The organism is Thermoanaerobacter kivui, assembly GCF_000763575.1.
Classification (GTDB): Bacteria; Bacillota; Thermoanaerobacteria; order Thermoanaerobacterales; family Thermoanaerobacteraceae; genus Thermoanaerobacter; species Thermoanaerobacter kivui.
This window is the reverse complement of sequence record NZ_CP009170.1, coordinates 1,629,885-1,644,695: the sequence shown is the minus strand read 5'-3', so window position 1 is coordinate 1,644,695 and position 14,811 is coordinate 1,629,885. Positions and strand designations below refer to the sequence as shown.

Below are 14,811 nucleotides of genomic sequence, written 5' to 3'. Positions count from 1 at the left end.
ATGGGAAATGAGACCAAGAGTAGGACTTATACTGGGCGGTGGAGCAGCAAGAGGATATGCCCACTTAGGTATACTAAAAAGATTTGAAGAAGAAAATATTCCTATTGATTTTATAATAGGCATAAGTATGGGAGCGATAATAGGAGCAATCTATGCTTCAGGACATAATGTAGACAAACTTATAAGTGATGCAAAAAAGATTAATATGTTAAAATTTATAAGTTTATTGGATTTTAAAGCCTCACGAACCGGCTTAGTAAAGGGTGAAAAAATAGAGAAATATTTGCGGGGTTATGTGAAAGAAAGTTTTGAGGAACTTAATATTCCTCTATATATTGTGGCTACTGATATTCAAACAGGAAAGGGAGTAGTATTTAAAGAGGGAGACTTGATAAAAGCTATAAGGGCAAGCATTTCTATCCCTGTCTTTTTTGAACCTGTGGAGTACAATGGAACCAAGTTAGTTGATGGGTCAATTGTTGATTCTGAGGCAATAGAATTAGCAGCTAAATTGGGTGCAGACATAATTATAGAATGTGATGTGAGCTCTAGCATAGATATGGGAGTTTTTGAAAAAACCTTTTATTCTTTAGCTAATAGTGATAAGTTGCTGCCTCTAAAAAAGTATTTCAATTTAAAAAGGACAGCGCCTGAAATTATGTCCATTACAGCTACAACTATGAAGTTATTAAAAGACAGCTCTAACAAAAATTCCGAAAAAACAGAGAGGGGTAAAAGAGTCTATACAATAAAACCTAATGTTAATAATATTCGCTGGTATAGGTTTGACCAGGCGGGAAAATGCATAAATATGGGATTTGAAGCTGCCGATTCTATTGTTTGGAAAATAAAGAAAGAAATTAACATACAAAATGAATAATTTATGTCAGACTGTAGACAAAGTCATTTTTAAAAAGTCTCCGCTTTTATGCGCAAGGTGTAGTGTGTCTCATCTGCCCAAAATGAGCCTTAGACACGACTTAGATACGTGAGCCTGCACCCTAGCATAAAAGCAGGAGACTTTAAATTACATACAAAAAGGTTTGTTAACAATCTGTAATTTATGTTTATTCTTCTAGAGAATTTTTTTTCATGAATATCAAGGTAAATTTCGATAATAGTATTTATTACAATAAAGTTAACCTTTAGGATTATTTTTTTATTTTCAATTGTTAAGACTCTGCCATCAAAAATGTTTTTTATTAATATGGGGTCTATTTTTTCTACCTCTTTTCCGTATAAGCCATATAGTTTTTCTTTTACGTATTTTTCTATTTCAATAGCCAATTTATTGTCAGCATTATTTATGTGCACAATTATCTCTGTGACTACTCTTTGAGGCTTGTTTTTTAGGGATTCATTAAGTTTTGACACCTTTTCACTTAATTCAATGTTATTCATTCTATAAGCTTCTTTTTCGAAAATTAGTTTTTCAATTTTAATGCCATTTACTGCATTTACGATAGAACCTCCAATGATAAAACCAAGAATAAAAATGCAAAGATGAATATAATACTTTTTCATTTTGAATCACCAACAATAAAAGAGATGATTATAAAACCTGCATGAGAGCCTAAAAAAGCGCCAAGAATTATTAAACCTTGTTTTGCAAGCTGTGTGAATTCACCGCTTAAACCTACTTCGAAGCCCCTTATTGCAGTAAAAGAACCGCCAAGTCCTACCAGAATAGCCCATAATCGTATATCTTTTAAAATCATATTGATTATTTTGACAGGGGAGTCAAAAGTAAATACAGCTGATAAGGCACCAATAAGCGTTCCACCTATAACAACTCCCATTGATGTGAAAAAAGGAATGGAAAATACCTTTATAACTTTAAAAATCATGAGCAACACCTCATATAATTATATGCCTTGAGTTGTATCAGAAAACACAGAAAAACGGATATTTTTTTTGCTAAAGTGAGATATGTTGAATAAATATAAGGAAAAATTCAAAATATTAGGAGATATGAACGAATTTCGGGTTATATTTGGCTTTTACATATGTGATATAATAAGCAATGAAACGGTAGGAGGTTTTAATAGTCTACAAAATATTCGAAATTTTAAGACTATTTAATGCATGGGCTTATTTTTTGAGTTTTTAATCTTTATTTTTTATTTTAATAAATTAATGTGCTGCTTAAACCATTTTAAGACTAATTACAGGAGGTGCAAAGATTTCCTTTAAATAGTTTGATGGGATAAGCAGCCAATGAAGAGGTGAGATGCTGTGGAATGCCCAAATTGCAAAAGTACAAATGTGGGCAAAATAGGCAACAACCTGTATTTTTGCAGGGATTGTAATTGCGAGATAAAGATAAAAAAATGTACAGCTGTTGTGAGTATGTACGATTCGGAAGGTTGCATAAGCAAGAGATTTAAGGTTTGTTACAATGCATAAAAGAGGGGTTAATCCCCTCTATTTATTTTGTAAAAAAAAAGTGCTATTATAAAATTGCGTATAAAGTTTCATTTTGGAATGAAAACAATATATTAATGATAGACTATAAATGTAGTAATTATTTACTTTGAATTTAAGGAGTGGTACAGTGATTGAAATTATTGACAAATTGAAAGATATCATTCCTGATGGAAAAATATATTTAAATGAGCCTATGAAAAAGCACACCTCCTTTAAAATAGGAGGTCCTGCTGATGTATTGGTTATACCTCAAAATAGAGATGAATTGTTAAATGTCATATCTTTATTAAGAAAGGAAAATATACCTTTTTTTATATTAGGGAATGGAACCAATTTGTTAGTGAGTGAAAAGGGCATAAGAGGGGTTGTAATAAAGTTATCTTCCTTAAAAAATGTAATTGTAGAAGGCGATACAATAATTGTAGAATCAGGCGCACCACTTTCTTATATTGCCAATGTTGCACTTTTACATGAACTCACAGGTTTTGAGTTTGCTGGTGGTATCCCAGGGACTTTGGGTGGAGCAATAGTAATGAATGCAGGGGCGTATGGACCTGAAATGAAAGACGTGGTAGAAAAAGTAGAGGTTTTGGATGAAGAAGGTAATATATTGGTTCTTGCAAATGAGGAGATGAGGTTTTCCTACAGACATAGTATTATTCAAGAAAAGGATTGGATTGTGTTAAAAGCGTGGTTGAACTTATCAAAAGGAAAGTACGAAGAAATAAAGAGCAAAATAGAGGAATTAAATGCGAGGAGAAAAGAAAAACAGCCTTTAGAGTATCCCAGTGCCGGAAGTACTTTTAAAAGGCCACCAGGTTATTACGCTGGCAAGCTTATTGAGGAAGCGGGGCTTAAAGGGTATTCAATTGGAGGAGCAAAGGTCTCTGAAAAACACTGTGGTTTTATTATAAACACTGGCAATGCAACTTTTTACGATGTTGTAAACTTGATTGAACATGTACAAAAAGTAGTAAAAGAAAAGTTTGGAGTGGAACTTATTCCTGAGATAAAAATAGTAGGAGAGAAATAGGTGATTGAACAAATGAAAATTTTTGCTGATTATCACACTCACACTGTATACAGTCATGGGAAAGGGAGTATAGAGGACAATGTAAAAAGGGCAATAAAGTTGGGACTTAGAGAAATTGCTATTACTGACCATGGACCAGCTCACATATTTTATGGTTTAAGAAAAAAGGATTTTAAGAAAATGAGAGAAGAAATAGACAAAATTAATGAAAAATACCCTCAAATTAAAGTGCTGATGGGGGTAGAAGCAAACCTCATAAGTGTTGATGGAAGTATAGATGTTCCTGATGAGCTTATGGAATATTTAGATATTTTACTTATGGGATATCACACAGGAGTAATGCCTAAGGATTTTTATAACGGTGTGCAGTTGTTTGGTAAAAATCTGTTGAGCAAATACATTGGTTTATTAAAAGCTGAAATGAGAGAAAAAAATACACAAGCGATGATTAATGCTATAAAAAAATACAAGATTGACATAATAACACATCCCGGTGCTAAAGTAGATATTGACACGATGAGACTTGCCAAAGCAGCTAAGGAAAGGGGGACAGCTCTTGAGATTAATGCGAGCCACGGCTATATGACAGTAGAGTTTGTAAAGATAGCTAAAAGCGAAGGCTGTAAGTTTGTGATAAATAGCGATGCCCATACACCACTTAGGGTGGGAGACTTTAAAAGAGGAATAGAGATAGCAAAAGAGGCAGGACTAACAGAAGAAGATATAATAAACGCTAAGGGGTGATATTTGTGAGGTTCGTCATAATAACAGGCCTTTCTGGTGCTGGAAAAACGCAAGCGTTAAAAGCGATGGAGGATATGGGTTTTTTTTGTATAGATAATTTTCCACCTGCTTTAATACCAAAACTTGCCGATCTTTTTTATCAATCGAAAAATATAGATAAAGTAGCTCTTGGAATGGATTTAAGGGGTGGCCAATTTTTTGAAGATATCTATTCCAGCCTTGAGTTTTTGAAAAAAAACAATTACGACTACGAAATAATTTTTTTGGAAGCTTCTGATGAGGTTTTGATAAAGAGATTTAAAGAAACCAGAAGAAAGCATCCTCTCTCTGAAGAGGGGAGAATAGTTGACGGAATAAATGAGGAAAGAAAAAGGCTTGCGGAAATAAGAAAAATAGCCAATAGCATAATAGATACTTCTAATTTAACTTCTTCGCAATTAAAAGAGGAATTGTCGAATATATTTTTAAAAGGCAAAAAATTTAAAGGAATTATAATAAATATCATGTCTTTTGGATATAAATACGGAATACCTCTTGATGCAGACCTTGTATTTGATGTGAGATTTTTGCCTAATCCTTTTTATATTGAAGAGTTAAGACCTTTAACTGGAAATGATGAAAAGGTCAAAGAATATGTTATGAAATGGGAAGAAGCGAAGGAATTTTTAAAAAAACTGGGAGATATGATTGAGTTTTTAATTCCGTATTATATCAGAGAAGGAAAATCACAGCTGGTAATAGCTATTGGATGTACAGGGGGTAAACACAGGTCAGTTACCATTGCAAATGCTCTTTATGAACTTTTGAAAAGCGATGATTATTTTGTTATCATTCATCACAGAGATATAGGAGAGGAGTAAAATGAGTGCAAAGCAAAATTTTAGAGGCAGGCCTAAAATTGTTGCTATTGGTGGAGGTACAGGGCTTTCTACTATGCTAAGAGGATTAAAACTTTATACAACCAATATTACTGCGGTAGTTACAGTAGCAGATGATGGCGGCGGCTCGGGAATCCTAAGACAGGATTTAGGGATACTGCCGCCTGGAGATATAAGAAATTGTATACTGGCTTTAGCAAATACAGAGCCTACAATGGAACAACTTTTGCAGTACAGGTTTACTGAGGGAATGCTAAAGGGCCAAAATTTTGGGAATTTGTTTTTGGCAGCCATGATAGGCATTTCTAAAAATTTTGAAGAAGCTGTAAAAAAGATGAGTGATGTGCTTGCTGTATCAGGAAAAGTTATTCCTGTAACTCTTGATGATGTAAGGCTTGTAGCAGAGCTTGAAAACGGGACTATCATTAAAGGGGAATCGCAAATTCCTGTTGTACAGCAAAAAGAAAACAGTAAGATAAAGAGGATATATATTGAACCTTCTCATGCAGAGCCTTTTGAAGAAGTATTAGTGGATATATTAAATGCTGATGCCATTGTATTGGGTCCTGGAAGTTTATATACGAGTGTAATCCCTAATCTTTTGGTAGATGGAGTGTGTGGTGCTATTGAAACCTCTAGAGCGGTTAAAATTTACGCATGTAATATCATGACACAGCCGGGAGAGACTTTGGGCTATACTGCTTGTGACCATGTGAAGGCTCTTTTTGAACATGGGCTTAAATCTCTAGATTACATTATTGTCAACAACGGTGAAATTCCCCATGATTATATGGAGCGCTATATAAAAGACATGTCACAACCTGTTGAATACGATAAAAATCAGTTAGAAAGTATGGGAATTAAAGTGGTAGAGGAAAATTTAGTAGCTTTAAAAAAGGAATTTATAAGGCACGATGAGCAAAAGCTTGCAGAAGTAATTGTAAGCCTGCTTAAGTAAACGAGGAATTTTAGTCTATGTTGTACAAAAAAACATATTGACATTTGTTAAATTAAGATATACAATAATATTGAAAGCAAGCGCAAGCGATTGCAACACTGTTGCAATTGGGCGCTTTTAAAAAATACATTCTAAGAAAGCGATTACTGTAATATATTGGCAATCACTTGTAAGGGGGAAAGTGATGGGAAAGAATGTAAAGCTATTTGCGGCAATAATTTTAGTCTTTTCTTTATTGCTGACCAGTTGTGGTATTAAAGAGACTAGTTCTAATAATTCCGCTGAATCGGATGTAATATATCAGGTTATGATAGATAGGTTTTACAATGGGGATAAGTCCAACGATGACCCGGAAGTAAGTAAAGGTATGTTTGATCCAACCTATACCAATTGGAGGATGTATTGGGGTGGAGATTTAAAAGGTTTGACAGAAAAAATTCCTTATATAAAAGGGATGGGAGTAACAGCTATTTGGATTTCTCCTGTTGTAGACAACATCAACAAACCGGCAATATATAATGGCGAAATAAATGCACCTTATCACGGATATTGGGCAAGGGACTTTAAAAGAGTAGAAGAACATTTTGGTACATGGGAGGACTTTGACAATTTTGTAAAGACTGCTCACGCTAATGGGATAAAAGTTATACTAGATTTTGCTCCAAATCACACGAGTCCCGCAGATGAAAACAACACTGACTTTGCTGAAAACGGTGCCTTGTATGACAATGGGAAATTATTAGGAACTTATAGCAATGATCTTAATAAGCTTTTTCATCACAACGGCACTATTACAAATTGGAACAATTTAAAGGACTTGCAGGATAAAAATTTGTTTGACCTTGTGGACCTTGATCAAAGTAATCCTATTGTTGACAAGTATTTAAAGGATTCTATCAAGTTATGGTTTAGTCATGGAATTGATGGGGTAAGGCTAGATGCAGTAAAGCATATGCCTATGGAATGGGTAAAAAGTTTTGCTGATACCATATACGGCGTTAAAAAAGATGCTATTCTTTTTGGCGAGTGGATGTTAAACGGTCCCACTGATCCTTTGTACGGTTATAATATTCAATTTGCCAATATGAGTGGTTTTTCTGTATTGGATTTTATGCTCAACAATGCGATAAAGGATGTTTTTGAAAAAGATTATGGCTTTGACAGATTGAATGATACTATTGAAGAGACAAATAAAGATTATGATAATCCTTATAAGTTGGTTACTTTTGTGGACAATCACGATATGCCGAGGTTTTTATCAGTCAATGATGATAAGAACAAATTGCATGAAGCTATTGCGTTTATAATGACATCTCGTGGGATTCCGGCTATATATTATGGGACAGAGCAGTATTTGCATAATGACACAAATGGCGGAAATGACCCTTATAATAGGCCAATGATGGAAAAGTTTGATGAGAATACTAAGGCTTATGTTTTAATTAGAGAATTGTCAAACTTGCGCAAGGCTACACAGGCGTTACAGTATGGGAAGACTGTAGCAAGGTATGTTAGCGATGATGTTTATATCTATGAGAGGCAATATGGGAAAGACATAGTTGTAGTTGCAATAAATAAAGGAGAAGAGACTACTATAAAAAATATAGAGACTTCTCTTCGAAAAGGCAAATACAGTGATTATTTAAAGGGTTTATTAGAAGGAGTTAATTTAAAAGTTGAAAGAGGAAATAGTGAAAACAACATTTTAAGTATAACTTTACCTAAAGACAGTGTAAGCATATGGACAAATGTAAAAGTGAAATAAGATTTTGGGTTTTTCCCAAAATTATAATAAAATTAAAAATTAAGAGGAGGATTTGTATGAAGAAGTACACAAAAATAATTGCATTGCTGACTGTGATGGTATTCGTTTTGTCAGCTGCTTTAACAGGTTGTGGCGGCAGCAAGACAAGCGAAAATACTTCATCACAAGGTCAGACAGAACAAAAGAAAGAGCCTGTAGAACTTGTAGTATGGTCACACTTAACAGATCCTGAAATAGCAAAGGTTCAAGAGATTGCAAATAAGTGGGCAGAGCAAACTGGCAACAAAGTAAAAGTTTTGGCAGACCAGAGTGACTTCCAAGCTTTCTCAACAGCTGCTCAAAGTGGTAAGGGCCCAGACATCATGTTTGGTTTACCACACGATAACTTGGGTACTTTCCAAAAGGCAGGACTTTTAGCTGAAGTACCAGACGGAGTTATAAACAAAGACGACTATGTTCCAATGAGCATAAGTGCTGTATCTTACGATGGAAAAATGTATGCTGTACCAATTTCAATGGAGACTTATGCACTTTTCTACAATACAGAGAAAGTTCCAACACCACCAGCAACACTTGATGATTTAATTAAGCTGGGCAAAGAAGTAGGATTCCAATACGATGTAAATAACTTCTATTTTAGCTTTGCCTTTATATCTGCTTATGGCGGTTATGTGTTTAAGGATACAGGCGGTGGACTTGATCCAAACGATATAGGATTGAATAACGATGGTGCAAAGAAAGGCTTAGAACTTATAAAAGACTTTGTGACAAAGTATAAATTCATGCCTGCAGATATAAACGGCGATATGGCAAAAGGCAATTTCCAAAGTGGAAAAACTGGACTATATATAAGCGGTCCATGGGATGTAGATGGCTTTAAGAAAGCTAATGTTCCATTTAAAGTTGCTCCACTTCCACAAATTGATGGAAAACCCACACCTTCTTTTGCAGGTGTACAGGCTGCATTTGTAAGTGCGAATTCAAAACATCAAAAAGAAGCATGGGATTTAATGAAGTATCTTGCTGAAAATACAGGATTGCCACTGTTTGAAACAGGTAACAGAATACCGGTTCTTAACTCACTTTTGGATAATCCTGAAGTTAAGAACAATGAAATCTTGAATGCTTTTGCAGAACAAGCTAAAAATGCTATTCCAATGCCTAATATACCGCAAATGGCTGCAGTATGGGGTCCTGCTGGCAATGCATTACAGCTTATTACCTCAGGAAAGGTTCCTGTTGACAAAGCAGCAGATGAAATGGTAAATCAGATCAAACAAGGTATTGCAACGCAACAGTAACAAAAATGGGGCTTTTAGCCCCTTTTTTTAGAAAAGGAGGTTGTTGAATGAAAGGTAAAAAGACCATACGAGATAAGCTAACGCCTTATGCGTATTTATCACCTGCTATACTTTCTATGACTGTATTAAGTTTTGTGCCTATGTTGTATACTATTTATATTGCTTTTACAAATTTTAATCTATACCACTTTAATAACTATCAATTTGTAGGATTTAAAAACTTTATAGATATACTGTCAGGACCTTTTAAAGTAGTTTTTGCTCCTGTATTTGTGTGGACAGTTATTTTTGCTCTTTCAGCTACTTTATTAAGTTATATTATAGGTCTTCTCTTAGCTGTTATTTTAAACAATAGAAACATGTGGGAGACAAATTTTTATAGGGCAATATTGATTATTCCATGGGGACTTCCTGGAACAATTGCTGCACTGACATGGACGGGGCTTTTAAATCAACAATACGGCGGTATAAATTTGATACTACAGCGACTGCATTTGCCTATGATACCATGGCTTCTTGATCCATTTTGGGCAAGAGTTGCAATTATAATGGTCAGTGTGTGGATGGGTTATCCTTTTATGATGAACGCTTCTTTGGGGGCGCTTCAAGCAATACCGCCAGAGCTTTATGAAGTTGCAGACATCGACGGTGCTACATGGTTCCAAAAGCTGAGAATGATAACAGTACCAATGTTGACATCTTCTACTTTGCCACTTATTATTTCATCTTTTGCTTATAATTTCAACAACTTTGGCGCAGCGTTTTTAATTACAGGAGGAGGACCTCCAAGGACAGATACTTCTTTTGCAGGTCATACTGATTTGCTTGTAAGTTCGGCTTACAAGATGACAATGCAGTTTAACAGATATGACTTGGCGGCAGCTTTGTCTATAATTATATTCTTGATAATTGGCACATTGAGCCTTATCAATATGAAGATGACCCATGCCTTTGAGGAGGTGGATTAAAGTGGAATATGCAAGTGTTAAAATTGGTGACAAAAAAACGACTAAAAAGATTTATTATAGGGAAAAATTAAAACCTCATGAAAAAGTATCTTTATGGATTAGCCGACTTATTATATGGGCTGTAATTGCAATAATGATGTTTCCTGTAGCTTGGGTAGTAGGAGCGTCTATGGCGCCTGGAGATGCCTTTTTCTCCGGTTCAATTTTTCCACAACATATGACATTTCAAAATTATAAGGATGTGTTGCGATAGTGTCAAGATACTGTAGGATTTTTTTAAGACAACCCCTGAAACTTAGTTAATTTCATACTTCAACTTATCATGCTTTTTATATAACTTGTGCATATTTTAATGCTCTTAAAACCCTATATATTGGCGTTACTTTCCCTATATTCAAAACCGTAATATTGTTTATTTTTTCATTTGTAGACGTTTTAACTCTCCTTACCGCTTCTTTTATTTGCTTCTTCGTTAAATTATAACTCCCAGCATTGATATTCTTTTTCTTACCCCATTCTGCTTCTCTTAAGTCTCCTCCATTCTTGCTGAATACCCTTAATTTCGCCATTAACTTTAATCCTTCTCTACTCCACCCTAGTGGATTCCTGCTTAATCTGGCTGAAAATACATGGCTTATATGCCCTTCTGCACTGCACCCTATTACATCTTCGTCTTTGTTGTATATCACTATTCCTTCCCAATTGTTTAGTATGTATTTCCTTGCTTCTTTTATCTTCTCTTTCTCTCTCTCTTCCTCTGCTGCCTTTATTAGCTCATCAAATACCTTCTTCACTCCTTCTTTATTCCCTTCATTTATTGCTCTCCATATCTTATCTCTATACTTTGGCTCTTTTGATGTTGCTTTTAATACGTATTTGTTTAAATGATATCTGTCTAACACAAACCTTGATTTTAATATCCATTTTAATCCCTCTTTTATCCACGGTGCCCCATCTCCTGCTATGTATATCTTCTCTATCTTCTCTTCTTTGTAATTGTCTTCTATGTAATTTGCTACATCTATCCATATGTCTTCAGGTTTCTCTCCTACATATGCTTTGTAATGCACATTTCTCAGTACATTTCTACCATTTTTCTCTTCTTTACCTTCATGTATGTATATCAATCGCGGTGTTTCATTGCTGCCATCTTGCAAAGGCACATGGTCTTCATCTGCTTCTATGTATAATACCCTTACCTCTTTCTTCTCTTTTATTTCTCTCTTTACTTCTACTTCTCCTATTTCCCTTATTGCGTTTAATACCGTCTGTTTACTTAACTCCTCTGGACATGCTTTTTTACTACTTCTCTCATATGATTCTTCTATCGCGTTTTCTACTAACTTTATTTTTACTCCCTTCTCTATCCTATCGTGCCGTCCTATCTCTAATGCATCATCTATCAAGTATGTATATCTTCCATCCTCTCTGGATTTGTAATATGTCCTCTCATATTCTATATCCCCAAGGATTGTCGTTAATCTCTTTTTATCTTTCCTCTCTACTACCCATTTTTCTTTCCTTCTCTTATCTTCTTTTATTATCCTATCTAACTCTTCAATAATTGCTTCTATTGCCTCTCTACCTAGTTTGTCCGTCAGTTCCTTTATCCTTGCTGCAAGCTCTGTAATATTCATTCCTTTATTTAATAAATCACCAAAAATTTCTACTACTTCCTTAGTGAAATTTAGAGCATTTTGTAGTATAATATCCTCAAAGATATTTTTTTTCACAAGAGACACCCCTTTCTGTATTGTTTTGTTTTCCATAATCTATTTTATCACAGGGGTTGTCTCTTGTTTTTTATCACTTAAAAAATCCTACGATAATTTTACACTATGATGTGTTGCAAAAGACTAATTTTTTACTTTGGGTAAAAAACAGTATGATTTTAAGCGTTGGTGTAGCAACTATTCAATTATTTTTGACTGCTACGTCAGCTTATGCTTTCAGTAGAATGAAGTTTGCTGGAAGAAAAAATGGCTTAAAGACTCTCTTAATACTTCAGATGTTTCCTACGTTTATGGCATTACCTGCTATATTTGGTATAATGGCAAAATTAAACCTTCTGGATAATCTCTATGCCCTTATGCTGGTCATGGCAGGTAGCAGCGCTTTTAGTATATGGCTTTTAAAAGGCTATATTGATAGTCTTCCAAAAGAGTTGGACGAAGCTGCTTTAGTTGATGGAGCTACTCATTGGCAAATTTTCACGAAAATAATTCTTCCTTTGGCGACTCCCATGCTTGTAGTTATATTCTTATTTAGCTTTATGGGAGTATATAGTGAATTTATTTTGTCCAGTGCGGTACTAAAGTCACCTGAAAATTACACAATAGCGTTAGGGCTTCAAAGGTTTATTCAAAACCAATTTTCGGCCCACTGGACTCAATTTGCGGCAGCCTCTGTTATGGCATCTTTGCCTCTTGTAATACTCTTTATGGTATTGCAGAGGTATTTGCAAGCTGGTCTTGCAGCAGGTGCAGTAAAAGGATAAAAAATTGTTACACATGGAACAATTTGTAAATACCGGATTATTTCCGGTATTTTTATTTTGTATATAAATAAAAATTCATGGCAAAAATAAATATGTATTTGCTTTTAAAGGAGGTTAAAAATGAGCAAGACTGTAGGAATACCTAAAGGACTTTTATATTACGATTTTTATCCAATGTGGAAGACTTTTTTTGAAGGTGTGGGAGCAAAAGTAGTGGTTTCCCAGGATACAAATAAAAAAATTCTTGATGAAGGAGTAAAAAACTGTGTTGAAGATGCTTGTCTTCCTGTTAAAACTTATGTAGGACATGTGATAAATTTAAAAGAAAAAGATGTTGATTACATATTTATTCCGAGGATTGTAAGTGTAGAAAGAAAAAAATACCTTTGTTCAAAGTTTTTAGGACTGCCAGATTTTATAAAAAGCTTAATTGGTGATTTACCACCTATTATAGATATGGAAATTAATATGTATAGAGACGATACTTCCATCAAAAAAGAGGCTGCAAAAGTTGGAAGGATGTTTGAAAAAAACAAGCGACAAGCTTTAAAGGCTTATTTTAATGCTTTGGAGGAACAAAAAAAGTTTGAAAGATTATTAAAAAGAGGTTTTACTCCAATCGAAGCTATAAAAATTTGGGAGGGAAATAGGTTAACAAGAGCAAACAAAAATTATGAGATTAAGTTAGCTGTTCTTGCCCATTCTTATGATATTATGGATGAATACATAAGCATGGGAATTATAAATAAATTAAGAGATATGGGGGCAGAAATTTTTACTATGGAAATGCTGGAGACAGACGTTATATTAGAGGGGGCGTCAATGCTGTCTAAAGACATGTTTTGGTCGTATGAAAGAGATATTTTAGGAGCAGGACTGCATTTTTTAAAACAAAAGAATGTAGACGGAGTTATAATGGTTTCAGCTTTTGGCTGTGGGCCTAATTCTATGACAGAGGAATTGCTGGAGAGAATGTATAAAAGGGATAAGGAAATGCCTTTTATGTTGCTTACAATTGATGAGCATTCGGGAGAAGCGGGTATTATGACGAGGTTAGAAGCATTTATAGACCTTTTGAAATTTAAGAAAAGGGCGGTGTGCGTATGAAAATTACTTATCCTCACATGGGTTCTTTGAACATGATTTTAAAGACTATGTTTGAAGGAATTGGTGTTGAAGTTATAGAACCACCCCCTACTACCAATAAAACTTTAAGTTTAGGAGTGAGAAATTCCCATGAGTTTGCTTGTCTGCCTTTTAAAATCAATGTAGGGAATTTCATAGAGGCTCTTGACAAAGGAGCAGATACTATTATAATGTTGGGAGGTATAGGGCCTTGTAGATTTGGGTATTATGGTCATGTTCAAAAGGAGATATTAAAGGACTTAGGGTATAATTTCAACATGATCATAATTGACCCTCCTCATGGCAGGTTAATTGATTTTTTGAAGGAGTTATCATCATATTTTCCCAATGTCGATGGGAAAACAGCTTTAAAATCTTTTTTATTCGCAGTGAAAAAAATGTTGGCAGCTGACAAACTTGAAAAATTTTTATTAAAACACAGAGCTCATGAAGACAGGCGGGGCATCACAACTAAAATATATGAGGAATATATGAAAAAGTTAGATAAAGCCCAAAATGGTAAAGAGGTAGATAAAATCGTTGCTGATGCCATGAAAAAAATAAAAGAAAACGCTAATGTATACAGAAAAGTGCAGCTTAGAGTTGCATTAGTAGGAGAAATTTATATGTTACTAGAACCTTTTACAAACATGGATGTCAGTAAAGCTTTAAATGAATTAGGTGTAGAAGTTACAAAAACAGAATATTTGTCCGATTATCTAATAAATAGCGCTTTTAAATTACCTCAAAGGCTTGAATTTAAGAAAAATGGCAAAGGATATCTTGAAAGAGATATTGGAGGACATGGGCTTAATACAGTTGCAAATACGATAAAATATGCTAAACTTAATTATGACGGTGTAATTCACATACTTCCCTTTACCTGCACCCCTGAAATAGTAGCTCAAGGAATAATTGCAAAAATTAGCCGAGATTACAATATTCCAGTAATGTCTTTAGTATATGATGAAAACACTGGGCAAGCAGGTTACCAAACCCGTTTGGAAGCTTTTGTGGATTTACTATATAGAAGAAGGGTGAATGCTGTTTGATTCATCCTTTTAATTTGTTTTTATGAAAAATCATGAAGGAAAAATGTGTTTTGTGTGGAATAT

General features: G+C 34.5%; 13 protein-coding genes and 2 pseudogenes. 12 read left to right on the top strand and 3 right to left on the bottom strand.

Annotated features, from left to right (window positions below):
- The first annotated feature begins 7 nt into the window (after nt 1-7).
- Nucleotides 8-880 (top strand): patatin family protein, encoded by an 873-nt coding sequence (locus TKV_RS08340; RefSeq protein ID WP_049685543.1) that lies wholly within the window; start codon nt 8-10, stop codon nt 878-880.
- Nucleotides 881-969: 89 nt separating this feature from the next.
- Here TKV_RS08340 and TKV_RS08335 read toward each other — a convergent pair whose 3' ends face one another.
- Together TKV_RS08335 and TKV_RS08330 are read right to left on the bottom strand one after the other, a co-directional pair.
- A complete protein-coding gene (locus TKV_RS08335) occupies nt 970-1,524 on the bottom strand; it encodes a hypothetical protein (protein ID WP_236617226.1) in 555 nt (184 codons plus the stop codon).
- Nucleotides 1,521-1,847: a YtrH family sporulation protein gene (locus TKV_RS08330; RefSeq protein WP_049685542.1), complete on the bottom strand. Its 327-nt coding sequence runs from the start codon at nt 1,845-1,847 to the stop codon at nt 1,521-1,523. The genes TKV_RS08335 and TKV_RS08330 overlap by 4 nt, the downstream gene beginning before the upstream one ends.
- 707 nt (nt 1,848-2,554) lie before the next feature.
- Between TKV_RS08330 and murB the strand changes: the two genes are divergently transcribed.
- From murB to TKV_RS08290, 8 genes and pseudogenes are all read left to right on the top strand, one after another.
- Nucleotides 2,555-3,460, top strand: a complete 906-nt coding sequence (murB, locus tag TKV_RS08325) for a UDP-N-acetylmuramate dehydrogenase (protein ID WP_049685541.1) — start codon at nt 2,555-2,557, stop codon at nt 3,458-3,460.
- 12 nt (nt 3,461-3,472) lie between these two features.
- Nucleotides 3,473-4,204: a PHP domain-containing protein gene (locus tag TKV_RS08320; protein WP_049686257.1), complete on the top strand. Its 732-nt coding sequence runs from the start codon at nt 3,473-3,475 to the stop codon at nt 4,202-4,204.
- A gap of 5 nt (nt 4,205-4,209) precedes the next feature.
- Nucleotides 4,210-5,064 (top strand): RNase adapter RapZ, encoded by an 855-nt coding sequence (gene rapZ / locus TKV_RS08315; protein WP_049685540.1) that lies wholly within the window; start codon nt 4,210-4,212, stop codon nt 5,062-5,064.
- A gap of 1 nt (nt 5,065) precedes the next feature.
- A complete protein-coding gene (locus TKV_RS08310; protein WP_049685539.1) occupies nt 5,066-6,040 on the top strand; it encodes a gluconeogenesis factor YvcK family protein in 975 nt (324 codons plus the stop codon).
- 184 nt (nt 6,041-6,224) lie between these two features.
- Entirely contained in the window at nt 6,225-7,805 is a 1,581-nt protein-coding gene (locus tag TKV_RS08305; RefSeq protein ID WP_049685538.1) for an alpha-amylase family glycosyl hydrolase, read from the top strand.
- Between the two features lie 56 nt (nt 7,806-7,861).
- The gene (locus tag TKV_RS08300) at nt 7,862-9,106 is read left to right on the top strand and encodes a sugar ABC transporter substrate-binding protein (RefSeq protein ID WP_049685537.1); all 1,245 of its coding nucleotides are present in this window, start codon (nt 7,862-7,864) and stop codon (nt 9,104-9,106) included.
- Nucleotides 9,107-9,153: 47 nt separating this feature from the next.
- Entirely contained in the window at nt 9,154-10,074 is a 921-nt protein-coding gene (locus tag TKV_RS08295) for a carbohydrate ABC transporter permease (RefSeq protein WP_049685536.1), read from the top strand.
- A 1-nt stretch (nt 10,075) separates the two neighbouring features.
- Nucleotides 10,076-10,321, top strand: a pseudogene (locus tag TKV_RS08290) (sugar ABC transporter permease); the annotation flags it as partial.
- A gap of 82 nt (nt 10,322-10,403) precedes the next feature.
- Here TKV_RS08290 and TKV_RS08285 read toward each other — a convergent pair.
- On the bottom strand, nt 10,404-11,807 hold the full coding sequence (locus TKV_RS08285) for an ISLre2 family transposase (protein WP_049686150.1): 1,404 nt from the start codon (nt 11,805-11,807) through the stop codon (nt 10,404-10,406).
- A 107-nt stretch (nt 11,808-11,914) separates the two neighbouring features.
- Here TKV_RS08285 and TKV_RS08280 point away from each other — a divergent pair.
- The 3 genes and pseudogenes from TKV_RS08280 to TKV_RS08270 all read left to right on the top strand — a co-directional run.
- Nucleotides 11,915-12,571, top strand: a pseudogene (locus TKV_RS08280) (sugar ABC transporter permease); the annotation flags it as partial.
- Between the two features lie 120 nt (nt 12,572-12,691).
- The gene (locus TKV_RS08275; protein ID WP_049685534.1) at nt 12,692-13,678 is read left to right on the top strand and encodes an acyl-CoA dehydratase activase-related protein; all 987 of its coding nucleotides are present in this window, start codon (nt 12,692-12,694) and stop codon (nt 13,676-13,678) included.
- Entirely contained in the window at nt 13,675-14,748 is a 1,074-nt protein-coding gene (locus TKV_RS08270) for a 2-hydroxyacyl-CoA dehydratase (RefSeq protein ID WP_049685533.1), read from the top strand. The genes TKV_RS08275 and TKV_RS08270 overlap by 4 nt, the downstream gene beginning before the upstream one ends.
- The last annotated feature ends 63 nt before the right edge of the window (nt 14,749-14,811 follow it).

What these genes read in the sequence shown, in the direction of transcription:
- TKV_RS08300 (WP_049685537.1), top strand. Translation starts at nt 7,862, where the DNA reads ATGAAGAAGTACACAAAAATAATTGCATTGCTGACTGTGATGGTATTC.
- TKV_RS08295 (WP_049685536.1), top strand. Translation starts at nt 9,154, where the DNA reads ATGAAAGGTAAAAAGACCATACGAGATAAGCTAACGCCTTATGCGTAT.
- TKV_RS08330 (WP_049685542.1), bottom strand. Translation starts at nt 1,847, where the DNA reads ATGATTTTTAAAGTTATAAAGGTATTTTCCATTCCTTTTTTCACATCA.
- TKV_RS08335 (WP_236617226.1), bottom strand. Translation starts at nt 1,524, where the DNA reads ATGAAAAAGTATTATATTCATCTTTGCATTTTTATTCTTGGTTTTATC.
- TKV_RS08305 (WP_049685538.1), top strand. Translation starts at nt 6,225, where the DNA reads ATGGGAAAGAATGTAAAGCTATTTGCGGCAATAATTTTAGTCTTTTCT.
- TKV_RS08340 (WP_049685543.1), top strand. Translation starts at nt 8, where the DNA reads ATGAGACCAAGAGTAGGACTTATACTGGGCGGTGGAGCAGCAAGAGGA.
- TKV_RS08275 (WP_049685534.1), top strand. Translation starts at nt 12,692, where the DNA reads ATGAGCAAGACTGTAGGAATACCTAAAGGACTTTTATATTACGATTTT.
- TKV_RS08270 (WP_049685533.1), top strand. Translation starts at nt 13,675, where the DNA reads ATGAAAATTACTTATCCTCACATGGGTTCTTTGAACATGATTTTAAAG.
- TKV_RS08320 (WP_049686257.1), top strand. Translation starts at nt 3,473, where the DNA reads ATGAAAATTTTTGCTGATTATCACACTCACACTGTATACAGTCATGGG.
- TKV_RS08310 (WP_049685539.1), top strand. Translation starts at nt 5,066, where the DNA reads ATGAGTGCAAAGCAAAATTTTAGAGGCAGGCCTAAAATTGTTGCTATT.